Raw genomic sequence first — 22320 nt, 5'->3', positions numbered from 1 at the left:
GGTGCGCGGCGCCGTCCATCGCGAACACGATGTCCGTCGCGAACACGATGTCCGTCGCGGGAACGATGTTCCTCGCGGGGATGACGTCCGTCGCAGGGATGACGGATGCGTCTGCGGGACGGGGGACGCCGTCCTGGCCGACCGTGACGACGCGACCGTGGTCCGGCACGGCGACGCGGTGGCCAAGGCCCACGCCCCCGGCACGGATCCCGCGCCGCTCGCCCTGCGCACCGCCGTCGCCGCCCATCCCTCGCTCGCCGGCGTCCTGCTCCCACCGCTGCGGCCCGACCCGGTCGACCTGCACGGCAGACTCGTCACGCTCTGGCCGTACGGCGCCCCCGTCGACCCGAACGCGCCGGAGCACGCGCCCTGGGCCGAGGCGGGCGCCCTTCTCGCCAGGCTCCACCGCACCGACACGGCCCGCCTCGCTTACGACATCTCGCCCGGCGCCCCTCAACTTCCGGGCGCCGGGGGCCCTTTGCCGCCCATGCGGGGTCCCGTCAAGGCGGCCCGCGCGCTCACCCGGCTCCGGGCGGCGGGCCCGCATCCGGCCGCCGGACCGGTGCGGCGGGCCTGGTCGACGCTGCCGGCGTGGGCGCGCGACGAGGCGCCGATGCCGCCGTCACGGATCCTGTGCCACGGCGATCTGCACCTGGGACAGCTGGTGCGGAGCCCGGTGGGCGGCGGTCCCTGGCTGCTCATCGACATCGACGACATCGGGCTCGGCGACCCGGCGTGGGACCTCGCCCGCCCGGCGGCCTGGCACGCCTGCGGACTGCTGGCCCCCGAGGAGTGGAACCGCTTCCTCACCGCGTATCAGCGGGGACGCGGCCCCGCCGTGCCGGGGATCGGCGAGGGCGACCCGTGGCCCGCGCTGGATGTCGCGGCGCGCGCCCTCACCGTGCAGACCGGTGCCCTCGCCGTCGGCAGGGCGGTCACCGAGGGCCGCGAACTGGACGAGATCGAACAGGCCGTGATCGACACCTGTGTCCGAATGGCCACGGTCCCGGTGGAGTTGGCACGGACCGCCACGAAGTAGGGTGCGGACGACCGGATCCGGGAAAGGTTCCGGCGAAGTCGTACCGACCGGGTGGGAGTTGAGCCGACCATGCAGTGTCCCAAGTGCCATGCGCCGATGCACACGTACAACCGCAATGGCGTCCAGATCGAGCAGTGCAGTGGTTGCCGGGGGATATTCCTCGACTACGGCGAGCTGGAGGCGCTGACCCGTCTGGAGACCCAGTGGTCGCAGCCCGCCCCGCCGCCGGCGGCACCGCAGGCGTACCCGTCGGCTCCCGCGCCCGCCTGGGGCGCCCAGCACGGCGGCCACGGCTCGCACGGCGGCCACTACGGTCACCACCGTCAGAAGAGCTTCGGCCGGATGCTGTTCTCCTCCTGACGCTCATCTCCTCCTGAGCATCCTGAGCACGCGCACGACGAAGCCCCCGGCCGTCTGGGACGACCGGGGGCTCTCGGCTGGTGCGCGATACTGGGATTGAACCAGTGACCTCTTCCGTGTCAGGGAAGCGCTCTCCCGCTGAGCTAATCGCGCAAGGCTGTGACCTGCGGTTCCTACGTGTGCGTGCGCGATACTGGGATTGAACCAGTGACCTCTTCCGTGTCAGGGAAGCGCTCTCCCGCTGAGCTAATCGCGCGGGGACCCCTCGCGGGGTCCAGTGGACGATACTGGGATTGAACCAGTGACCTCTTCCGTGTCAGGGAAGCGCTCTCCCGCTGAGCTAATCGTCCTTGGAGGTGGAGACGGGATTTGAACCCGTGTAGACGGCTTTGCAGGCCGTTGCCTCGCCTCTCGGCCACTCCACCAGGAGTCGCGGGGCCCGGGAAAGATCCCCACTTCCTGAGCGGACGACGAGGTTCGAACTCGCGACCTCAACCTTGGCAAGGTTGCGCTCTACCAACTGAGCTACGTCCGCCTGTCGTTTCGGGTCCGCTCGCGCGGGCCCGGCGACGTGTTGAACTCTAGCGGATTCCGGGGCCAGCACAAAAACGCGTTTACGCAGCGTGCTGCCCTGCGACCGCCCCCGGGCACCCGCAGGTCACCGCCCTAGACTGGCAGCCGTGTCCCACCCCGATCCGATGGCCCGCTTCGGTGGCCTCCTCGCCACCGGCCTTCGCGATGTCACCAGCGACCCCGCCGCACTGGACTCCGCCGGCTTCTGGGCGGTGTCCGCGGACTTCGAAGGGCGCCTGGTGTGCGCGCGGTTCGCCGAGGTCAGGGCGGTGCCGGTGCCCGCTCCGGTGCCGGGCGCGTGGCGTGGACCCGGGGTCGGCGACTGGACGTCGTCGCTCGACCGCGCCGCGTACACGGCCGGTGTTCGGCGGATACGGGAGCACATAGCCGCGGGCGACGTGTACCAGGCCAACCTGTGCCGGGTGCTGTCCGCCCCGGTCGCCCCGGACGCCGACGTCGACGCCCTGACCGCCCTCCTCGCCCGGGGCAACCCGGCACCGTACGCGGGCACGATCCGGCTGCCCGAGCACGGCGTGGAGATCGCCACCGCGTCACCGGAACTCTTTCTGCGCCGGACCGGCAGGACCGTCGAGTCCGGGCCGATCAAGGGCACCGGACGCACCGAGGCGGACCTCCTGGAGAAGGACCACGCCGAGAACGTGATGATCGTGGACCTGGTCCGCAACGACCTCGGAAGGGTTTGCGTGACCGGTTCCGTGACCGTGCCCGACCTGTGCGTGGTCGAGAAACACCCGGGGCTCGTCCATCTCGTCTCGACGGTCCGGGGCGAGCTGCCCGACGGTGCCGGCTGGCCCGAACTCTTCGCCGCGGCCTTTCCGCCCGGCTCCGTCACCGGTGCCCCCAAGTCCAGTGCGCTGCGGATCATCGACGTCCTGGAGACCGCTCCCCGTGGCCCGTACTGCGGAGGCATCGGCTGGGTCGACGCGGATCGCGGCACGGCAGCGCTCGCGGTCGGCATCCGCACCTTCTGGCTCGACCGGGCGGCGGGCCTGCTCCGCTTCGGCACCGGCGCGGGCATCACCTGGGGCTCGGACCCGGAGCGCGAGTGGCGCGAGACCGAGCTGAAGGCGTCCCGGCTGCTGGCGGTAGCGTCGGGAAGGTACACGGAAAACGGCGCGTACGGCGCGTACACAGAAAGCGGAGGGACCCTTTCGTGAAGATCTGGCTCGACGGAGGGCTCCGGGAGTCCGCTTCCGCCCGCGTCTCCGTCTTCGACCACGGACTGACCGTGGGCGACGGCATCTTCGAGACCGTCAAGACGGTCGACGGACGGCCGTTCGCCCTGACCCGGCACCTCGACCGGCTCGCCCGCTCGGCGCGCGGCCTCGGTCTGCCCGAGCCCGACCTCGACGAGGTACGCCGGGCCTGCGCGGCCGTCATCGACGCCAACCCGATATCCCTCGGCCGACTGCGGATCACCTACACCGGCGGCGAGTCACCGCTCGGCTCCGACCGTGGCGCGCACGGCCCGACGCTCCTTGTCGCGCTCGGCGAGACCGCCCGCCGTCCCGACGCGACCGCCGTGATCACCGTCCCGTGGACCCGTAACGAACGCGGTGCGCTGACCGGACTCAAGACGACCTCGTACGCCGAGAACGTCGTCGCGCTCGCGCGCGCCCGTGAACAGGGCGCGTCCGAGGCGCTGTTCGGGAACACCGCAGACCGGCTCTGCGAGGGCACCGGATCCAATGTGTTCGTCGTCCTCGACGGCGAGATCCACACCCCGCCCGTCGCGTCCGGCTGCCTCGCGGGCATCACCCGCGCCCTGACCGTCGACTGGACGGGCGCCAAGGAGACCGATCTGCCGCTGGACGTCCTGGACCGCGCCGACGAGGTCTTCCTCACCTCCACGCTCCGCGACGTCCAGGGTGTGCACCGGGTCGACGGACGTGAACTCCCGGGCGCGCCGGGCCCGGTGACCGCCAAGGCGATGCGGATCTTCGACGAGCGCGCCGGGAACGACCTCGACCCGTGACGCGGTAGGGAAGCGGTGGAAAACACGCCCCCGTAATCAGGATGACGACCGGGGGCACGGCGGGTACAACTCCCCTGATGACCACCACCCTGCGGCCGACCGGGCCGCTCGAACGCGCCGCCGACGGAGCGCTGTCACGCCACTACCAGGTGTGCGTGAACAGCCGTCCCGTGGGAGAGGCGGACCTCAGCACGGACGAGCGGTTCGGGCCCACCGTGGCCCGCGTCGGCAACCTGAGCATCGATGAGCCCGACCGGGGCAGGGGCCGCGGCACGGTCGCCGCGCTCGCCGCCGAAGAGATCGCGCGCGGCTGGGGCTGTACACGGATCGAGGCGTCCGTACCGGCCGGCGCCGAGACCGCGCTGGGCCTCGCCGGCGCCCTCGGCTACGTCGAGCGCAACCGCGGCATGAGCAAACACGTCGGCCCGACCGCTCCCGCCCTGCCGGACGGTGTGCACGCCCGCCCGATGACGGACGCGGAGTTCGAGGTGTGGGAGGCGCGGGCCATCAAGGAGTACGCGCGCTCCTGGATCGCCCGAGGCGTTCCCGAGGCCGAGGCCCGCGCCATGTCCGAGCGCGCTCACGCCCGGTTGTTCCCCGACGGCGCGGGCACCCCCGGCATGGTCGTCAGCGTCCTCGAACAGGACGACGAGCCCGTGGGCACCCTGTGGGTGGCCGTCCGTGACGACGACGCCTATGTCTACGACGTAGAGGTCGCCGAACAGCACCGCGGCAAGGGCCACGGCCGCTCCCTCATGCTGCTCGCCGAGCGCGAGGCCCTGACCGCCGGCCGCACCACCCTCGGCCTCACCGTCTTCGCGGACAACATTCCGGCCCGCCGCCTCTACGACTCGCTCGGCTACGAGACCCGGGTGATCCACCTGTACAAGGCGCTGTTGTAGCGGACCGGGCGGACCAGGCGGACCGGGTGGGGTGGCACGGGCCGTGGTGGGTTCTAGGCGTGCGCCAGCAGGCGGTCCGCGATCGTCTCGATCCGCCCGCGCAGGCCCTCCTGGCTCTTGCCACCGTCGAGCCGCTCCCCGTCGATGACGTACGTGGGGGTGCCGGTGACCCCGATCGCCTTGCCCTCGGCCTGGTCCGCGTCGACGATCAGGATGTGCCGGCCGTCGATGAGCGCGGTCTCGAACTCGTCGGCGTCCAGGCCCAGTTCGCGGGCCACGTCCAGGAGAAGGGCCTCGCCCCGGCGGTCCAGGTCCGCCACCCGGGCCAGCACGGCTTCGACATATGCCCAGCCCTGTCCCTGCTCGGTGGCTTCCTCCGTCGCCTGCGCCGCCGCGAAGGCGTACTTGTGCTTCTCCAGCGGGAAGTGCCGCAGCCTGATCTCCAGCCGGTCCCCGTAGCGGGCGCGCAGGGCGTGGACGTCGTCGAGGGCGGTGGTGCAGTCGGGGCACTGGAGTTCGCACCAGACGTCCAGGACGGGACGGGGTTCGGTGCTCGGGATGCTGGGGTCACTCATGGGGCCAGTCTCCCAGCCCGCCGCGCCGCGCCCCAACCGGGACCTGGGGATGATCCCGTACCCGGAGATCTCCCTGAGCTGTCGCCGGACCGTGGCCCGAGGTGCCCGTGACGGTGCAGGATGGAGGGGGACGAACCGTCCCAGCCCGACCAGCCGCCAGGAGGACCGGATGATTGCCGAGACCGTGTGTTCCGCCGTGGCCGTGGCCGGCCTCGGCATCGCCGCGGTGACCGCCTACCGCAAGCGTTTCCTAGCGGCGACCCGCCTGGCCGCGTATGCGCTGGTTCCCGCCGGTCTGGTGATGACCGGTGCCGTGAAGTGGGTGGTCGACACCGCGTTCAGCCCCACCGCCTGGGCGGGCTTCGGGGTGCTCGCGATCGCCTGGCTGCTGTTCATGACGACCCGCGCCGTCGAGCGCCGCCGTGGCGGTACCCGCAAGGAACGCAGGGCCGCGGCGAAGGCCGCCAAGCGGGAGGCCGTCGCACCCGCCGCCTCCGCGCCCTCGCTGGGCCAGGCCACCGGCCGGTCCCCGGCGACCCGCCCCGAGGCGCAGCCGGCCACGAAACCGGCTTCGAAGCCCACATCGGGCGGCACGGACGACTTCAGCGACATCGAGGCGATCCTGAAGAAGCACGGCATCTGACGAAGCACGGCATCTGAAGAAGCGCGGCGTCTGAGGAAGCCGGGCAAGAGGGTGTGCGTCTCAGTATGTGAGAAGTAGGCGGTTCACTAGGGCCTGTTCTCTCTGCGGCGTCTCACGATACGGTCACGGATACCTGCGAACTCCCTGCCATTCCGGGCGTGTTGATCGCCGAGCGGGGCCGCGCTACGTCATCATCGGCCCGAGATGCTCGACACCACACTTAGCGGCGCCGCCCCCATCGAAACGGCTCCCCACGACACGATTTCCCGGGGCGACGCGGTCACTCGGACCGCCACGGTCCCCCCGCCGCGTACCGCCCCGACGACACGTACCGTCACGCCGACGGATCCCGGTACCCCGCCGCGTACCGTCGCACCTCCGGTCGCCGTGGCCCGGCCGCCCGCGCCCCCGCTGGAAGAGCGGCGAGGGTGTCTGTTCGCCCTCTCGCAACCGCCGCTGATGATCTTCCTGACCGTGATCGGGATCCTGCTGATGATGGGCGCGCTGCACGACCTGTTCCTGCTGTGACCGGACCGGTCAGCCGGCGGCTTCCTTGCGGCGCGCCCGGTACGCGGCCACATGCAGGCGGTTTCCGCAGGTACGGCTGTCGCAGTAGCGGCGCGAACGGTTGCGCGAGAGATCCACGAAGGCCCGCCGGCAGTCCGGCGCCTCGCACCGCCGCAGCCGCTCCTGCTCACCGGCCACCACGAAGAACGCCAGCGCCATCCCGCAGTCGGCCGCGAGGTGGTCGGCGACGGACGCGCCCGGCGCGAAGTAGTGCATGTGCCAGTCGTAGCCGTCGTGGTCGGTGAGCCGGGGCGTGGTGCCCGCCGCCGCGACCAGTTCGTTGATGAGCCCGGCCACCGTCCGCGGATCGGGCTCGACGAACACCTGAGCGAACCGGTCGCGCACCCGGTGCACCCCGGCGAGGTCACGCTCCGTGAGCGTCCCCACATCGCTGAAGTCGTGCTTTCGTACGAACTCGCCCAGGGCCGTCACATCGGCGAGCCCGTCGGTCTTGTCGCTCCCCGACGTGCCGCGGTCGCCGCCGGTCTTGCCCTCCGGTACGGATTCCGGCGCGGACTCCGGTGCGGAGTTCACCAGATCGACCACGATGTCGAGCGCGCACCGGGTGTCGTGGGTGATCAGCACGATTCGCTCCCTGGCATGGGGGTCGGGCGCACGCCCGCCGATGCGAGCCGATGCTAGCGGCTTTGCGACACGCCGTAGGGGCCCGCGTGCGCCGGACCGGCACGACGCACCGGCGCCGCCGCCACGGAAATCCGCGGCGACGGCGCCGGTGTCTGCCGTATTCGGTTGTCGTGGCCCGCGCCGCCTCCCCGAGTCGGGCGGCGTCGGGCTGATCGCGTGGCTGTCCGCAGGCGGTGCCTAGCTTTCGGCCAGGATGTGGGAAAGCTCGGTGTCGAGATCGAAGTGGCGATGCTCCGTGCCGGGTGGCACGGCGGCGTCCGTTCGCTTCAGGAACGATTCCAGGGCCCGCGCCGGGGCCTCGAGCAGAGCCTCGCCTTCCGGGGAGCTGAGGGCGATGCAGACGACGCCCTGGCCGTGGCTACGGGACGGCCAGACACGGACGTCTCCGGTGCCGGTGGGCCGATGGAGGCCCTCGGCGAGGAGGTCGCGGGCGAACACCCACTCGACGGTCTCCTCGGCTCCGGTGTGGAAGGTGGCGTGCACGGCGTAGGGATCGGCCGTGTCATACCGCAGTCCTGCGGGTACAGGCAGTGAGGACTCGCTCGACACAACGAGGCGCAGGTGCAGCTCGCAGCTGACCGTGGTGTTCATAAGCGCCAGGGCCTTTCGCTCAGTGTGCGCTCGGGGATTCGCACGTCGGCGAAATCGACATGCCACCTACGGTGCCGTTGTAAACCCCTCTGGGAGTTTTGCGTGTCTTTAGGTACCTCGTACGGCGGAGTGATTGTTCGTCCTGTGGGACCATTCCGGTGACCGGATTCGCTCCGGTAGGTTTAGGCGTATGAATACGGGGAGTGACGGAACGGGGGAGGTCGCCTTGGCGGTCGACGAAGCCGACGGGACGAAGGCGGAGCGGGAGCTGGGCTCCCGGGCACCGGGGTTCATCCAGGCCCGCAGAACCCTGCACCTGAGCTGGCAGGTCGGGGTGTTCGTCGTCGGCCTCGCGGTGGTGGTCGCGGGCATCGTGATGCTGCCCCTGCCGGGGCCCGGCTGGCTGGTGATCTTCGGGGGCATGGCGATCTGGGCGACCGAGTTCGTCTGGGCGCAGCTCGCGCTCCGGTGGACGAAGCGCAAGGTCACCGAGGCGGCACAGCGTGCGCTCGACCCGAAGGTGCGCCGCCGCAACGTGATCCTCACGACGATCGGTCTGGTCATCGTGGCGGTGCTCGGCGGGATCTATCTCTGGAAGTTCGGCCTGGAGATGCCCTGGAACATCAAGGAGTGATCACCCCCTCGCGGGGGTCCGCTCCGGTGTCCGCGGCCCGCCTCCGACGTGGCTCCGACCCGCCTCGGGGCCGGTCGGAGGCAGCGGCTGACATGCGGTAATGTTCTCCGTGCGTCCGGGCGATTAGCTCAGTGGGAGAGCGCTTCGTTCACACCGAAGAGGTCACTGGTTCGAACCCAGTATCGCCCACCCGGACCTGCGGCCCGGAGGTTTCAAGCCTCCGGGCCGCGGGCTTTTGTGCGGAACTTCCTCGTCCGTGCGGGTAACGAAGCGGGTATCGACGCGGGTGTCGAATAGGCCGGAACTCATTTCCTGTCAATTCTGGAATGGGGAACTTCGGTTACCACCCGGGAATCTGACCGCTAATCAGCTGACCGGTAATCAGCTTGACCACCGGTTCATCCGGACGGGGCACGCGTCAGCGAAGCCTGCCGAGCGCGTCCCGCATCCGCCGTGCGTCCCGCAACCGCTGCTCATAGGTGGCCCCGAGTGCCAGCAGGACCAGACCCGCGACGGCCGGTGGCAGCCAGCGGGGGAGCGCGCCGACCATCTGGACGATGTACGGGGCGAGTTCGTGCAGGGCGACCAGGGCGAGGACACCGCCACCGAGCATCAACGGCGCCTGGAGACGCTGCCGGGCACCGATCAACGTGACCATGAGGGCCGCCGTGCCGAGCAGCAGCGGACGCGGCCAGTCGCCGTCGCCCCAGGCCGCCGCGAGGCTGGGCAGCAGCGTCGCCGCGAGCCCCGGCCCGTACGCCACCCAGGACGACGCCTCGGGATCGCGCCGCCGGCGCAGGACGCCGACCGCCAGCGCCAGGACCGTCACCGGGAGCGTGTACGCCTCCGTGGTCCGCACGTCCCACGCTCCCAGCCGCACCCAGGTCGCCAGGACGAACAGGGCCCCGGCCGCGTACCCGACGCCGCGACGGTCGTCCCGGAGGGCGGTCGCCGCGCAGATGACCCCGCACAGCGCGAGGACGAGGGCCAGCATCGGCGTGTCCTCGGCGGCCAGACCGATCGCGAGGAAACCCGCCACCGCTCCCGCGCACTCCACGACCGGCGTCAGCGGGTGCCCGGCGAACCGTGCCGCGAGCAGTGCGGCGGCCACCGGAACCACCAGCACGAGCAGGGCCGTCGAGGAGGGGGCCCACCCGGCCGAAGCTCCTACGGCACAGGCCAGTCCGGTGGCGTACGCGACCGCGCCGGCCGCCGAGACCTGCGCCGGGCGCGGGTCCGCGCTGCGTCCCGTACGCAGGCACGCGAGGGCGAACAGCACCGTCAGGGCGGCCAGGGTGCCGAGGGTCGCCGCCTCGGTCGCCAGCGCGAGACACGCGACGCTGAGCGAGGTGCCCAGGGCGAGGAGGTGGGCGGTGAGGGGGAGAAGAGGGAGGGAGGGAGTGGTTGCCCGGGGCGGGGAGTTGGGGGGCGTCGGCGCCGTGGCGTCCGTACCGGTACTGGCGCCGGTCGAAGTACCCGTACTCGTGTCCGTGCTCGTCGCGATCGCCAGTACTGCCGCCGTCAGGGCGACCTCCGCCACCACCACCGCCGGGTACGGCAGGGAAAGTGCCGGGGGCAGGAGGAAGAGGGTCGCCCAGGCGAGGGTCAGCGTTCCGGCGGACAGGGCCGGGTGCCAGGCATGTTGCCGTCCGGCGCGGTGCGCGAGGGCGTACAGCACCCCGGCGACGACCGCGAGGGTCACGCACACGGCGGTGCCGTCCGGCAGGGGGACGCCGACCGCCGACCCGTCCAGGAGGTCCGATGGCACACCCGACCACACCGCGTCGGTCAGGTTCACCGGTCCCAGTGCCGTCACGGCGAGCCGGGGCAGCGTCCACAGCACGGCGACCACCTGCACGACGGCCGAAGCGGTGGCGAGGCCGCGCCGGAACGCGCCGTCGGGGAAGGGGAGTTCGGCCGGTGCCCACGGCCGCAGCGCCACCGCGCCCACCGCGAACCCGCAGAGCAGATACACGGGGACCGTCCACGACAGGGCGCCCGTCAGCATCTCGGCCGGTACGCCACCGAGCGCCGCCACCGACAGGAGGCCGCCGGAGAGAGCCGTACCGAAGGCGATGCCCGAGTGCGTCACCCGGTACGCCACCGCGAAAGCGATCACGGCGGCCAGGGCGAGCAGCGCACTGGCACCGGCCGCGTCCGCGAGGTCCGAGGTCACCCAGGACAGCCAACTCGCCGCCAGCACACCCCACGCGCCGGTCACCAGCGCGCCGACGGCCGCCGCGATCCGAGTCGCCCGGTCGTCCGTCCGCAGGGCGAGGGCCGCGTCGAACGCGCAGGTCGCCAGCAGAGCCGCCGTCAGCGTGTGGGCACCGGCCCCGGCCGCCGTACCCCACAGGAACAAGGGGAGTTGGACCGCCGCCACGGCCGAGGGCAACGGCAGCCGCAGCTCCCGCAGCCACAGCCCGTACCCCGCCCACACCACGGCGAGGACGGTCATCGCGGCGGCCGTGAACCCGGTGCCGGACGTTCCGGGCAGTGCCACCTCGTGCAGCGCGTACGCGTCCAGCACGGTCAGGGCGAGGCCGAGCGCCGCCACCGTCTCCGCCGTCGCCCGCAGCCCGCGCTTCAGCAGGAGTACGGGGGCGCCGAGTGCCGCGAGCGTCACCGCGCCGAGCACCGCCGAGCGGCCCGTGATGCCGAGATGGCCCCAGCTCACCACGGTGAAGGCGATCGCCGCGATGGTGAGGAGGCTGCCGCCCAGGGCGAGCAGCAGGTTCTGCACGCTCGGCGCGCCCGCCTCCGGCCGGGCCCCGTCCCGCGTGCCGGGCGCGGGCGCGCCCCACGCGGGCGCCGCCTGCCGCGAGGCAGCCTGGAGGGCGCCGAGCAGCCAGGCCCGGCGGGCCAGCAACTGGGTTCTGCGGACGTCGAGTTGCCGCAGTTCCAGGTCGAGGATCCGCAGCTCCTCGGCCGGTGGCGGAAGGTTCGTCATGCCGAGGAGTGTGGCGCGGGTCACGGCGCGCGGCATGAGCGCGGATACTCAGGGCGTACTCAGATTCCCGCCCCGCGTTCCGGTCCCGGGTCCCGTCCCGCGTTCCGGTCCCACGTTCTCGACCCGCGCGGGTGTCTGCCCCTTGTCGCGCCGTCGGCGGGTCAGACTCGGCGTATGAACTGGAGCCACTACCGCTTCCGCAGCGTCTGGGACCTCCCGGCCGGACCGGCCGCCGTTTACGCCGTCCTGGCGGAGGCCGAGGCGTACCCGGGCTGGTGGCCGCAGGTCCGCGAGGTGACACCCGTCGACGACCGCAGCGGCACCGCCCGCTTCCGCTCCCTGCTGCCGTACGACCTCGTCGTCACCGCCACCGAAACGCGCCGTGACCCGGCCGCCGGCGTCCTGGAGATCGCGATGGGCGGCGATCTGGAGGGCTGGGCCCGCTGGACCGTCCGCGCCGCGGGGACCGGCACCCGCGCGCTCTACGATCAGGAGGTCGAGGTGCGCAAGGCCCTGCTGCGGCGGCTCGCCGTGCCCGGCCGGCCCGTGTTCCTCTTCAACCACGCCTGGATGATGCGCGCGGGCCGCCGTGGGCTCACCACGCGGCTGAAGCGGCTGAAAGCGGTTTGAAGGAAACCCGCCGAGACCTGTATGGTTCAGTCCGTTCCCGGGCGATTAGCTCAGTGGGAGAGCGCTTCGTTCACACCGAAGAGGTCACTGGTTCGAACCCAGTATCGCCCACCGGGACAAGCCGGTCCGTCAGCAGACGGACCGGCTTTCCGCTGTTCGCGCCCCTCCCCAGGACTCAGGCCGCCGCCGGGAGTTCGGGCCGCAGCGGCCACGCCGGATCCACGGCCTCCTGGGTGCCCGAGCGCGCGAACCACGCCTGTAGCCCACGCGCCTGCGCCGCATGCCACACCGCCTGCAAGGTGTGCAGCTCGCCAGGGGCCAGCCGGTCCAGGCGGGTGGCGAAACGGCGGCCCACCGCCCGTACGACATCCAGCGCCGCGAGGGCGTCCGCCGCCGCCTCGTGCGCGCCCCGCAGCTCCACGTCGTAGTGCGCGCACAGGTCGGTCAGGGTGCGGCGGCCCTTGCGGTAGCGGTCCAGATGTTTGTCCAGGACCCGGGGGTCGAGCACCCACATGGGTGACCGCTCGAAATAGTGGGCGAGCGACGACGCCCGGTGGCGGCGCAACTCGCGGTCCAGCAGGGTCAGATCGAACGGAGCGTTCATCACCACGAGCGGGCGGCCCGCCGCGCTGTGCTCGCTCAGTTCCTTGGCTATCTCCTCCATCACGGGCGACGGCCAGCGGCCGTTGCGCCGTAGCTGTTCGTCCGTCAGCCCGTGTACGGCCGTCGCCGCCTCGGGCACCGGCACTCCCGGATTCACCAGCCACCTGCTCACCCGTGGGCGCAGCCCCGCCGCGTCCTGAAAGACGACGGCGGCCGACACGATCCGGTCGGTCTCCACATCCACGCCGGTCGTCTCCGTGTCGAAGGCGACCAGAGGGCCCTCGTACCAGCGCGTCATACCTACACAACTCCTCGTTCACCTCAGGCAGTTGACCTGCCTTCTCTGCCCGTTTCGGTGATACCCGGGCTGTTTGTTCCGTACGCCGCACGGAGACAACACAGATACAGGCCGGAGGAGTTCAAGGGCCCGGCCGCCCAACCACCGGACGCGGAAGGCTTGTTGGATATGGCGATCGCGCAGCCCGAAAGGGGCGGGCTGCTGCCCGAACGGACAGCACGACGTGGCACCCTCGCCGCCACCGCGTGCATGGAGACCTTGCAGGTGGGATATCTGCACGCCGTCGCGGCGGCTGCCGGATGCTCCCTGTCCCAGCCCTTTCCCGACAACGGCATCGACTGGCACGTCAGCCACAGCGCCCCCGGGCACACGGTCGACGACGAAGTCACCATCAAGGTGCAGCTCAAGTGCACCTACCAGATACCGCCGAACCCGCCGGGTCCCGCGTTCTCGTTCACGCTGGACAACGCGCATCTGGCGAAGCTCGCGCGGACACCGGTCTCCGTGCACAAGATCCTTGTCGTGATGCTGGTGCCGCGTTCCCAGGACGACTGGCTGCGCGCCGGCCACGACCGGCTCGACCTGCGGCACTGCTGCTACTGGATCAACCTCGCGGGCCACGCCGTCACCGGCCGGACCAGGACCACCGTGCGCGTGCCGACCTCGCGCATCTTCGACGACCGGGCGCTCTGCGAGATCATGACGCGGGTCGGAACGGGAGGCAGACCGTGACGTACCGACCGCCCGGCGAACCATCCGGACCCCCACCCTTGAAACCCGCGACACCCGTGAAGTCCGCGACGCCCGTGAAAGCCGTGAAGCCCGTGAATGCGGTGCCGCACGCCCTGCCGCACCCCGTCGACCTGGCGAGCGCCTGGTCCCAGCCACCGCCACCCGACCAGGTCGACCCCGCCGTGCTCGGTGCGCTCCTCGACCGGCACGGCTGGCGGCGACGTGGCGGCGACCCCGGTCGGTACGCACGCTGGACCCCGCCAGGACCCGGCGCCGGACGCACCAGCCTGCTCGTGCCGGAGACCCGGGCCTTCCCCGACAGCGACGATCTGCTCGCCGAGGCCCTGGACGCGTTGCAGCGCAGCGGTACGCCCTCCGCGCGCGAGGTGCTCGTCGGCCTCTCCGTGCCCAGCGACGAGATCCGCTGGTGGCGGGATGTGCCGGCAGGGCCCGCGGGCGCCGGCACCTGGCCCGAGGAGGAGCGGTTGCGTACGGCGGCCCGGCTGATGCTTCTCGCGGGCGCGCTCGCCGCACGTGGACGCGCCGGTTACTACGGCGCCCGGCACCGAGGGCCCGCCGCCGCGTCCCTGGACACCGTCCTGGTCGGCGCCGCACCCGGCGGGCGCCGGCTGACCGCCTTCGTGCCGGTGAGTACCGGGCGCCCGCTCTCCGTCCGGCTGCACCAGGCCCTGTACGCGGCCCGCGAGGCCATCGACTACCGGCGGGCGACCGGCGGCATGGACGCCTTCGACGGCGCAGTCGAAGCGGGCGTCAGCCATGAGCTGACCGAGGCCCTGATCGCCCTGGTCCGGGGCACCGAGGGCGCCAGGATCGCCGTCGAATGGGCACCGGCGATCGGCGTGCCCGACGATTGCGCGGCCACCGTCGAACCCGTCGAGTTCTCGCCAGGTGACCTGCCCGCGCTGCGGGCGGCGAGCGAGCGCTATCTGCGCGACGAGCCCTCGGTACCGGTGCGCCTGACCGGCGCCGTGGTGCGGATGCGCCGCTCGGGACCGCGCGGCGAGGGGAACGTACGGCTGCGGGTGCTCGCGGGCGCGGAGGTGCCGCACGTACGGCTGACCCTGGACGAGGAGTCGTACCGGATTGCGGGCCACGCCCATCTGGTGGGGCTGCCGATTCGGGTGCACGGGCGCCTGGAGAGCCGGGGCGGCTTCCGCAGGCTCACCGGGGCGTCCGGCGTCGTCCCCGTCCAGGTGGACGAGGCCGAGCGCGACCGGCTGATGAAGGCGCTCCAGGAGAACCTGGACTTCTTCGAGGAGGCGTGCAGCGGCGACTAGGGGGCTTCTGATGGATCTCCGTGGCGTCGCGACGCCCGGCACGCCCTCTCGCCGCACCGGGCGAAAGCCCAAGTACGCCCAGTACGAGGGCTTCCGCCCGGCACGCCGAGAGCACGCACCGAACGCCGCTCCTTCTTCCACGGAGATCCATCAGAAACCCCCTAGCGCCCAGGGCAGAGGGGCTGCCCGGCCGTTTCGCGGTGGGGTCCTCGCGATCGGTACGATTCCTGGTGCGCGCGCACCAGGGTTCGGTGCCGCGCCCACCTTCAGTCAGGAGAGACCGGTGTCAGACGTCCGCGTGATCATCCAACGCGATTCCGAGCGGGAAGAGCGCGCGGTGACGACGGGCACCACGGCCGCCGACCTCTTCACCGGCGAGCGCACCGTCATCGCCGCGCGTGTGGGCGGCGAGCTGAAGGACCTGGCGTACCCGGTCGCGGACGGCGACGAGGTCGAGCCCGTCGAGATCTCCTCCGAAGACGGCCTGAACATCCTGCGGCACTCCACCGCGCACGTCATGGCGCAGGCCGTCCAGGAACTGTTCCCCGACGCCAAGCTGGGCATCGGGCCGCCGGTCAAGGACGGCTTCTACTACGACTTCGACGTCGAGAAGCCGTTCACGCCCGAGGATCTCAAGGCCGTCGAGAAGAAGATGCAGGAGATCCAGAAGCGCGGACAGCGGTTCGCGCGACGCGTCGTCACCGACGACGACGCGCGCGAGGAACTGGCCGACGAGCCGTACAAGCTGGAACTCATCGGCATCAAGGGCTCCGCGTCGCACGACGACGGCGCCGATGTCGAGGTCGGCTCGGGCGAGCTGACGATCTACGACAACCTCGACCCCAAGACCGGCGACCTGTGCTGGAAGGACCTCTGCCGGGGCCCGCACCTGCCTACCACCCGGAACATCCCGGCGTTCAAGCTGATGCGTAACGCCGCCGCGTACTGGCGCGGCAGCGAGAAGAACCCCATGCTCCAGCGGATCTACGGCACCGCGTGGCCGTCCAAGGACGAGCTGAAGGCCCATCTGGAGTTCCTCGCCGAGGCCGAGAAGCGCGACCACCGCAAGCTCGGCCAGGAGCTGGACCTCTTCTCCATCCCGGAGCAGATCGGCTCGGGCCTCGCCGTCTTCCACCCCAAGGGCGGCATCATCCGCCGGGTCATGGAGGACTACTCGCGCCGCCGCCACGAGGAGGAGGGGTATGACTTCGTCTATACCCCGCACGCCACCAAGGGGAAGCTCTTCGAGACCTCGGGGCACCTCGACTGGTACGCGGACGGCATGTACCCGCCCATGCAGCTCGACGAGGGGGTGGACTACTACCTCAAGCCCATGAACTGCCCGATGCACAACCTGATCTTCGACGCGCGCGGCCGGTCGTACCGTGAACTCCCGCTGCGCCTCTTCGAGTTCGGGACCGTGTACCGGTACGAGAAGTCGGGCGTCGTGCACGGTCTGACCCGCGCGCGCGGCTTCACGCAGGACGACGCGCACATCTACTGCACCAAGGAGCAGATGGCGGACGAGCTGGACTCGACGCTGACCTTCGTGCTGAACCTGCTGCGGGACTACGGTCTGACCGACTTCTATCTGGAGCTGTCCACCAAGGACCCGGAGAAGTTCGTGGGGTCGGACGAGGTGTGGGAAGAGGCCACCGAGACACTGCGGAAGGTCGCCGAGAAGCAGGGGCTCCCGCTCGTCCCGGACCCGGGCGGCGCCGCCTTCTACGGGCCGAAGATCTCCGTCCAGACCAAGGACGCCATCGGCCGGACCTGGCAGATGTCGACCGTGCAGCTCGACTTCAACCTCCCGGAGCGCTTCAACCTGGAGTACACGGGTCCGGACGGCTCCAAGCAGCGGCCCGTCATGATCCACCGTGCGCTGTTCGGCTCGATCGAGCGGTTCTTCGCGGTGCTCCTTGAGCACTACGCGGGCGCGTTCCCGGCCTGGCTGGCGCCGGTGCAGGCGGTCGGTATCCCGGTGGGCGACGCGCACATCCCCTACCTCCAGGAGTTCGCCGCCGAGGCCAAGCGCCAGGGGCTGCGGGTCGAGGTGGACGCGTCGTCGGACCGGATGCAGAAGAAGATCAGGACCCAGCAGAAGCTGAAGGTCCCGTTCATGATCATCGTCGGTGACGAGGACATGCACGCCGGTACGGTCTCCTTCCGCTACCGGGACGGCTCCCAGGAGAACGGCATCCCGCGCGACCAGGCGCTGGCGAAGCTGGTGGACGTGGTGGAGCGGCGCGTCCAGGTGTGACCGGCCGATCGTGCGGGGTGATCGGCTGATCGCGCGCATGCGACCGGCTGATCGCCGTCGGCCCCCGGGAAGCCTCGCCTCCCGGGGGTCATATGCTGCTCAGCATGACGACGAGTGAGCCGGAGCGGCAGAGCGGCGTAGGGACGCCCGACGCGTTCCAGCGGCTGTGGACACCCCATCGGATGGCGTACATCCAGGGGGAGAACAAGCCGACCGGACCGGGAGTCGACGACGGGTGTCCCTTCTGCTCCATCCCGGCCAAGTCCGACGAGGACGGCCTGATCATCCGCCGGGGCGAGCATGTCTACGCGGTGCTCAACCTCTACCCGTACAACGGCGGACATCTGATGGTCGTGCCGTACCGGCATGTCGCCGACTACACCGAACTCACGCCTGTGGAGACCGCCGAACTCGCGCTGCTGACCAAGCAGGCGATGACGACGCTGCGGTCCGCTTCGGGGGCGCACGGCTTCAACATCGGCATGAACCAGGGCACGGTCGCGGGCGCGGGGATCGCCGCGCATCTGCATCAGCACATCGTGCCGCGCTGGGGTGGCGACACGAACTTCATGCCGGTGATCGGCCATACGAAGGTGCTGCCGCAGCTACTCGCGGATACCCGTAAGTTGCTGGCCGACGCCTGGCCCACCGAGGCATAGCGCGGCTCCGAAGGAGCGCCCCCGAAGGGGGCGCGGGGAACTGCGCGGCCAGCCACAGCCGACCCGCAGCTCCTTACGTACCGTTCTCCGCCCCGCTCGCTCCCAGCGGAGCGCTCACGCATCGTAGACGTCTGCCTTCCTAGGTGCCGGGTCCTGGACCGCTCCGCTCAGGAAGCCCGAGCGGGCGCCGAACTTCTCGGTGTCCACGCCGTTCTCTTCGAGGACCTTGATCGCCGCCGTGTGGACGACGCGCAGGACCGGCGTTGCCGCGCGCAGCGCGTCGTCGGCCATGAAGCGGTGCCGCCAGGGCTTGTCCGCCCAGGCGTGCCGCAGTCCGAAGGGCTCGGGCAGCGACAGCGATCCGCCGAGGAAGTCCAGGACCGGCGGATACCAGGTGAAGGGGGCGCGCGCCGCGAGCCGTACCACCTCGTCCGTCTCGACCAGCGGCAGATTGCGGGTCCTGGTCTCCCAGAACTTGATCGCCTTCGGTATGTCCTTGGTCTTGGCCGCGGGGCCGCTGGTGAACAGGGAGTGCACCGGGCCCAGGGCGTGCCCGGTGACCTCGATACGCAGCGTCTGGTGGAGCACGGTGACCGTGATCAGCATCGTGATCACCAACTGGCCGTCCCAGAGGGTGAACTGGACGCCCAGATAGTGGCGGTCGCCGCTGCCGAACTGCTGCTCGTTGCAGATCCGCTGTATCTCGTGGTTCTTGATCTGGAACGCCTCGACGTCCGTGCCCGACGGCCGGGACACCGCTTTCGCGCCCTCCCCGATGGGCGTCACGATCCAGTGCCGGATCGACGGTGTGGGGAAGCCTCCGGTGTGCAGGGGGCCGCGCTCCAGCATCCGGAGCTGGTCGTGCACCGAGCGGATGACGTCCCAGCTGCGGAAGGGGTGGATCTCGGTGCCGGGCTCGCGGGGCAGCAGGTCCTCGGCGAGCTGCCAGCTGCCCCAGCGGGTGCCCATACCGAGAATGCCCTTGGGACCGGCGTAGAAGACCGAGTTGGACTGCTGCTCGGCGCTGAGCCGGGCGAGGCTCTGGCGGAGCTGCTCGGCCGCCGTCTCGTTCGGATGGGTGGGCACCGCCTCCGGGATCTTCGGACCGATGCCGCCGCCCGACAGCAGGCCGTCCCACCGCGCGCGCAGATCGCGCGCGGTGCGCTCGCAGATCTGCTTCGCCCAGACCCAGCCGACGACCGGCATGACGACCGCGCCCCGCGTGTACCACGCCCAGAAACCGCCGAAGGGGAGCCGGATCAGGAAGATCACGGCGAACACGCCCGCGGCCACCAGGACCGCGGTGGCCAGCGCGGACGCCCGCTTGTTGGTGGCCTTGGCGATCATCCTGCGGATCTGGAAGACCAGCAGCCACATCACCAGACCCGGCAGGAAGATCAGCCCGCAGAGCACCATGACGGCGGTCAGCCAGCTGTCGCGCTCCTTGCGGATGCGGTTGGCCGCCAGGCAGTGCTCCACGACCGTCTGCGGCTCGGTCCCGAAGGACTGGATGAGCGGCTTGCGCCCACCGCCGAGCATGCGGAGCTGGACGGCCCGCGCGAACGCCTCACCGAGGTTCGGCTCGAACAGGGTCGCCCACTTGGGACCCTTCGAGACCTTCGACTGATGCCAGTCGCTGTTGGCGTCGAGGATCTTGTCGACCTTGTCGTCCCGGTACGCCGCCGACGCGAGCGCCTGGGTGGCCGCGGTCTGGCCCGCCGAACCCGCGAGCGGAACCTGTGCTCCGGGCCTGAAGTCGAATACGTCCGCCACTGCCGCCCCCATCGCCGCCGTGCACCCGCTGCTGCGGCTCTTCCCGACTTCCCTGGCCCGCACACCTGTTGATCCGGTCATCGAGTTGATCAGGTCATCAGCGTATCCGGGGAGACCGGCATCCGTCAGGGGTACCGGGATCCCGTACCCGGACCGGACCCGCCCGCCGGGTACGGGAGTTCGGCGGGCGGCGCCGGCCATGGGCTCCGGCCACGCACGGGCCGCGGGCCCCGACTACGGGGTGTCCTGCGCCTGTTCGCGGATCCGTTCCGACAGGTGCGCCGGCATCGGCTCGTGCCGTGCGTACGCGCGGCTGAAACGAGCGGTGCCGTGCGACAGCGACCGCAGATCCACCGCGTACCGGCCGATCTCGATCTCCGGGACCTCGGCCCGTACGAGGGTGCGCCCGCCCGGTGTCTGTTCGGTGCCCACGACCCGGCCGCGCCGTCCCGACAGGTCACTCATCACCGAGCCGACGTCCTCGTCGCCGATGAGGACCCGTACCTCCACGACCGGTTCCAGGAGATGGATCGTGGCGTCCCCTGCGGCGTCCCGCAGGGCCAGCGCGCCCGCCGTCTGGAACGCGGCGTCCGACGAGTCCACCGAGTGCGCCTTGCCGTCGAGCAGGGTGACCCGCACATCGATCAGCGGATAGCCCGCCGCGACGCCCTTCGCCGCCTGGGCGCGGATGCCCTTCTCGACGGACGGGATGAACTGCCGCGGCACCGCGCCGCCGACGACCTTGTCCACGAACTCGATGCCGGAACCGCCGGGAAGCGGCTCCACCTCGATCTCGCAGATCGCGAACTGCCCGTGCCCGCCGGACTGTTTGACATGCCGCCCGCGCCCCGGCGACCGGCCCGCGAACGTCTCGCGCAGGGACACCTTGTGCGGCACCACGTCGACCTGGACGCCGTAGCGGTTGCGCAGCCGTTCCAGGGCCACGTCCGCGTGCGCCTCGCCCAGGCACCACAGGACCACCTGATGGGTGTCCTGGTTCTGTTCGAGGCGCATCGTCGGATCCTCGGCGACCAGCCGCGACAGCCCCTGCGACAGCTTGTCCTCGTCGGCCTTGCTGTGCGCCTCGATCGCCAGCGGAAGCAGCGGGTCGGGCATGTCCCACGGCTCCATCAGCAGCGGGGCGTCCTTGGCGGACAGCGTGTCACCGGTCTCGGCGCGGTTCAGCTTGGCCACGCACGCCAGATCGCCCGCCACGCACTGAGTGAGGGAACGCTGCTGCTTCCCGAACGGCGCGGTCAGGGCGCCGACCCGTTCGTCGTGTTCGTGCACGTCCTGCGGGACGTGCGGGTCGCCGTTCGCGTGGACCCGGTCCGTCAGCCCGTGCCCGGAGACATGGACCGTCTCGTCGGGGCGCAGGGTGCCCGAGAACACCCGTACCAGCGAGACCCGGCCCACGTACGGGTCGGACGCCGTCTTCAGGACCTCGGCGACCAGCGGCCCTTCCGGGTCGCAGTCGACGGCCGGGCGGGACGCGCCCTGCGGTGTGAACACGGCCGGAGTCGGGCGTTCCAGCGGGGTCGGGAACCCTCCCGTGACCAGTTCCAGGAGTTCCACCGTGCCGAGCCCCTGCTTGGCGCCGTCCGCCGCCGGCGCCGCCGCGAGGACCGGATGGAACGCCCCGCGCGCGACGGCCCGCTCCAGGTCGTCCACGAGGGTCTTGACGTCGATGTCCTCGCCGCCGAGATACCGGTCCATGAGGGTCTCGTCCTCGCTCTCCGCGATGATCCCCTCGATCAGGCGGTTACGGGCCTCGGCGAGCAGCGGCAGCTGTTCGGGGCCCGGCTCCGACTCCTTGCGCTCCCCGGACGCGTAGTCGAAGAGCCGCTGCGAGAGCAGCCCGATCAGGCCCGTCACGGGCGCGTGCCCGTCCGGCGCCGGATCGCCGTGCAGCGGCAGATACAGCGGCAGCACGGCGTCGGGGTCGTCCCCGCCGAAGGTCTCCGCGCAGACCCGTGTCATCTCCTCGAAGTCGGCGCGGGCCGCCTCCAGGTGCGTCACCACGATGGCGCGCGGCATGCCGACGGCCGCGCACTCCTCCCAGACCATGCGGGTCGAGCCGTCCACACCGTCCGCGGCCGAGACGACGAAGAGGGCCGCGTCCGCGGCGCGCAGACCGGCCCTCAGCTCTCCGACGAAGTCGGCGTATCCGGGGGTATCGAGAATATTGATCTTGTACCCGTCCCAGGCGACGGGCACCAGGGAGAGCTGCACCGAGCGCTGTTGCCGGTGCTCGATCTCGTCGTAGTCCGAGACGGTGCCGCCGTCCTCGACACGGCCCGCCCTGTTCACCGCCCCCGCGGTCAGCGCGAGGGCCTCCACCAGCGTGGTCTTGCCCGATCCGCTGTGGCCGACCAGCACCACATTCCTTACGGACGCGGGGTGGTCGGCCGTTACCGCCCTGCCGGCGGCTCCGGGGTGTGCGTTCGTCTTGTCGCCCATGACTTGCCTCCCGAGTTCGTGCACGGTGAGGTCCCTGTGGGGCGCGGACAGGCGAGGCCGCGTCGACGGCGGCTCCAGCGACGCCCGCGGTGCTTTCGAGCTTTCCACTCCCGTCATGGTGCGTCCATACGT

20 protein-coding genes and 7 tRNA genes are annotated in these 22320 nt (G+C 71.1%); 15 read left to right on the top strand and 12 right to left on the bottom strand.

Translation table 11 applies throughout. From position 1 onward, the window contains the following. The first annotated feature begins 133 nt into the window (after positions 1-133). Positions 134-1039, top strand: coding sequence for a phosphotransferase (locus ACFVT5_RS34135; RefSeq protein WP_389896367.1), 906 nt, complete (start codon positions 134-136; stop codon positions 1037-1039). 69 nt (positions 1040-1108) lie between these two features. Continuing rightward, the gene (locus tag ACFVT5_RS34130) at positions 1109-1399 is read left to right on the top strand and encodes a zf-TFIIB domain-containing protein (protein ID WP_389896105.1); all 291 of its coding nucleotides are present in this window, start codon (positions 1109-1111) and stop codon (positions 1397-1399) included. Positions 1400-1477: 78 nt separating this feature from the next. Here ACFVT5_RS34130 and ACFVT5_RS34125 read toward each other — a convergent pair. The 5 genes from ACFVT5_RS34125 to ACFVT5_RS34105 all read right to left on the bottom strand — a co-directional run bounded on the left by ACFVT5_RS34125 (position 1478) and on the right by ACFVT5_RS34105 (position 1934). Next, positions 1478-1552, bottom strand: a tRNA-Val gene (locus ACFVT5_RS34125). A gap of 31 nt (positions 1553-1583) precedes the next feature. Further along, positions 1584-1655: transfer RNA gene (locus tag ACFVT5_RS34120), tRNA-Val, on the bottom strand. A 22-nt stretch (positions 1656-1677) separates the two neighbouring features. Next, positions 1678-1749: transfer RNA gene (locus ACFVT5_RS34115), tRNA-Val, on the bottom strand. A 1-nt stretch (position 1750) separates the two neighbouring features. Beyond that, positions 1751-1824, bottom strand: a tRNA-Cys gene (locus tag ACFVT5_RS34110). Between the two features lie 37 nt (positions 1825-1861). Beyond that, positions 1862-1934: transfer RNA gene (locus ACFVT5_RS34105), tRNA-Gly, on the bottom strand. 163 nt (positions 1935-2097) lie between these two features. On the opposite strand from ACFVT5_RS34105, the gene ACFVT5_RS34100 reads away from it, so the two are divergent. From ACFVT5_RS34100 to ACFVT5_RS34090, 3 genes are all read left to right on the top strand, one after another. Then, positions 2098-3150, top strand: coding sequence for a chorismate-binding protein (locus tag ACFVT5_RS34100; protein WP_389896364.1), 1053 nt, complete (start codon positions 2098-2100; stop codon positions 3148-3150). After that, on the top strand, positions 3147-3968 hold the full coding sequence (locus ACFVT5_RS34095; protein WP_389896103.1) for an aminotransferase class IV: 822 nt from the start codon (positions 3147-3149) through the stop codon (positions 3966-3968). The genes ACFVT5_RS34100 and ACFVT5_RS34095 overlap by 4 nt, the downstream gene beginning before the upstream one ends. 77 nt (positions 3969-4045) lie before the next feature. Further along, positions 4046-4870 (top strand): GNAT family N-acetyltransferase, encoded by an 825-nt coding sequence (locus ACFVT5_RS34090; RefSeq protein WP_389896101.1) that lies wholly within the window; start codon positions 4046-4048, stop codon positions 4868-4870. Between the two features lie 53 nt (positions 4871-4923). Here the strand turns inward: ACFVT5_RS34090 and ACFVT5_RS34085 are convergent, their stop codons facing one another. Further along, positions 4924-5445 (bottom strand): DsbA family protein, encoded by a 522-nt coding sequence (locus ACFVT5_RS34085; protein WP_389896098.1) that lies wholly within the window; start codon positions 5443-5445, stop codon positions 4924-4926. A gap of 169 nt (positions 5446-5614) precedes the next feature. On the opposite strand from ACFVT5_RS34085, the gene ACFVT5_RS34080 reads away from it, so the two are divergent. Further along, entirely contained in the window at positions 5615-6088 is a 474-nt protein-coding gene (locus ACFVT5_RS34080; RefSeq protein WP_389896096.1) for a hypothetical protein, read from the top strand. Between the two features lie 204 nt (positions 6089-6292). Continuing rightward, the gene (locus tag ACFVT5_RS34075) at positions 6293-6616 is read left to right on the top strand and encodes a hypothetical protein (protein ID WP_389896394.1); all 324 of its coding nucleotides are present in this window, start codon (positions 6293-6295) and stop codon (positions 6614-6616) included. Between the two features lie 9 nt (positions 6617-6625). Here the strand turns inward: ACFVT5_RS34075 and ACFVT5_RS34070 are convergent, their stop codons facing one another. After that, positions 6626-7240 (bottom strand): CGNR zinc finger domain-containing protein, encoded by a 615-nt coding sequence (locus ACFVT5_RS34070; RefSeq protein ID WP_389896094.1) that lies wholly within the window; start codon positions 7238-7240, stop codon positions 6626-6628. 237 nt (positions 7241-7477) lie between these two features. Next, entirely contained in the window at positions 7478-7891 is a 414-nt protein-coding gene (locus ACFVT5_RS34065; RefSeq protein WP_003959770.1) for an SsgA family sporulation/cell division regulator, read from the bottom strand. Between the two features lie 190 nt (positions 7892-8081). On the opposite strand from ACFVT5_RS34065, the gene ACFVT5_RS34060 reads away from it, so the two are divergent. Together ACFVT5_RS34060 and ACFVT5_RS34055 are read left to right on the top strand one after the other, a co-directional pair. Continuing rightward, complete coding sequence (locus ACFVT5_RS34060) at positions 8082-8525, top strand: TIGR02611 family protein (protein WP_389896093.1); 444 nt, start codon at positions 8082-8084, stop codon at positions 8523-8525. Between the two features lie 117 nt (positions 8526-8642). After that, a tRNA-Val gene (locus tag ACFVT5_RS34055) sits at positions 8643-8714 on the top strand. Between the two features lie 229 nt (positions 8715-8943). Here ACFVT5_RS34055 and ACFVT5_RS34050 read toward each other — a convergent pair. Beyond that, positions 8944-11475 (bottom strand): SCO7613 C-terminal domain-containing membrane protein, encoded by a 2532-nt coding sequence (locus ACFVT5_RS34050; RefSeq protein ID WP_389896090.1) that lies wholly within the window; start codon positions 11473-11475, stop codon positions 8944-8946. A 174-nt stretch (positions 11476-11649) separates the two neighbouring features. Between ACFVT5_RS34050 and ACFVT5_RS34045 the strand changes: the two genes are divergently transcribed. Both ACFVT5_RS34045 and ACFVT5_RS34040 read left to right on the top strand, forming a co-directional pair. After that, complete coding sequence (locus tag ACFVT5_RS34045) at positions 11650-12105, top strand: SRPBCC family protein (RefSeq protein ID WP_389896088.1); 456 nt, start codon at positions 11650-11652, stop codon at positions 12103-12105. A 39-nt stretch (positions 12106-12144) separates the two neighbouring features. Further along, a tRNA-Val gene (locus ACFVT5_RS34040) sits at positions 12145-12216 on the top strand. A 64-nt stretch (positions 12217-12280) separates the two neighbouring features. On the opposite strand, the gene ACFVT5_RS34035 is transcribed toward ACFVT5_RS34040, so the two are convergent. Then, positions 12281-13006 (bottom strand): 3'-5' exonuclease, encoded by a 726-nt coding sequence (locus ACFVT5_RS34035; RefSeq protein ID WP_389896086.1) that lies wholly within the window; start codon positions 13004-13006, stop codon positions 12281-12283. 168 nt (positions 13007-13174) lie between these two features. On the opposite strand from ACFVT5_RS34035, the gene ACFVT5_RS34030 reads away from it, so the two are divergent. The 4 genes from ACFVT5_RS34030 to ACFVT5_RS34015 all read left to right on the top strand — a co-directional run bounded on the left by ACFVT5_RS34030 (position 13175) and on the right by ACFVT5_RS34015 (position 17955). Further along, complete coding sequence (locus tag ACFVT5_RS34030; RefSeq protein WP_389896083.1) at positions 13175-13738, top strand: DUF4365 domain-containing protein; 564 nt, start codon at positions 13175-13177, stop codon at positions 13736-13738. A 56-nt stretch (positions 13739-13794) separates the two neighbouring features. Then, positions 13795-15036, top strand: coding sequence for a hypothetical protein (locus tag ACFVT5_RS34025; protein ID WP_389896081.1), 1242 nt, complete (start codon positions 13795-13797; stop codon positions 15034-15036). Between the two features lie 283 nt (positions 15037-15319). Beyond that, on the top strand, positions 15320-17296 hold the full coding sequence (gene thrS / locus ACFVT5_RS34020) for a threonine--tRNA ligase (RefSeq protein ID WP_389896078.1): 1977 nt from the start codon (positions 15320-15322) through the stop codon (positions 17294-17296). Between the two features lie 104 nt (positions 17297-17400). After that, a complete protein-coding gene (locus ACFVT5_RS34015; RefSeq protein WP_389896075.1) occupies positions 17401-17955 on the top strand; it encodes an HIT family protein in 555 nt (184 codons plus the stop codon). A 114-nt stretch (positions 17956-18069) separates the two neighbouring features. On the opposite strand, the gene ACFVT5_RS34010 is transcribed toward ACFVT5_RS34015, so the two are convergent. Next, positions 18070-19740 carry a hypothetical protein gene (locus tag ACFVT5_RS34010; RefSeq protein WP_389896362.1) on the bottom strand — a complete coding sequence of 557 codons (1671 nt, stop codon included), beginning with the start codon at positions 19738-19740 and terminating at the stop codon, positions 18070-18072. Between the two features lie 222 nt (positions 19741-19962). After that, the gene (locus ACFVT5_RS34005) at positions 19963-22188 is read right to left on the bottom strand and encodes an elongation factor G-like protein EF-G2 (RefSeq protein WP_389896072.1); all 2226 of its coding nucleotides are present in this window, start codon (positions 22186-22188) and stop codon (positions 19963-19965) included. Between the last annotated feature and the right edge of the window lie 132 nt (positions 22189-22320).

The organism is Streptomyces sp. NPDC058001 (assembly GCF_042886315.1).
GTDB lineage: Bacteria > Actinomycetota > Actinomycetes > Streptomycetales > Streptomycetaceae > Streptomyces.
The sequence above is the reverse complement of the archived record's forward strand: the minus strand, read 5'-3'. Positions and strand labels throughout refer to the sequence as shown.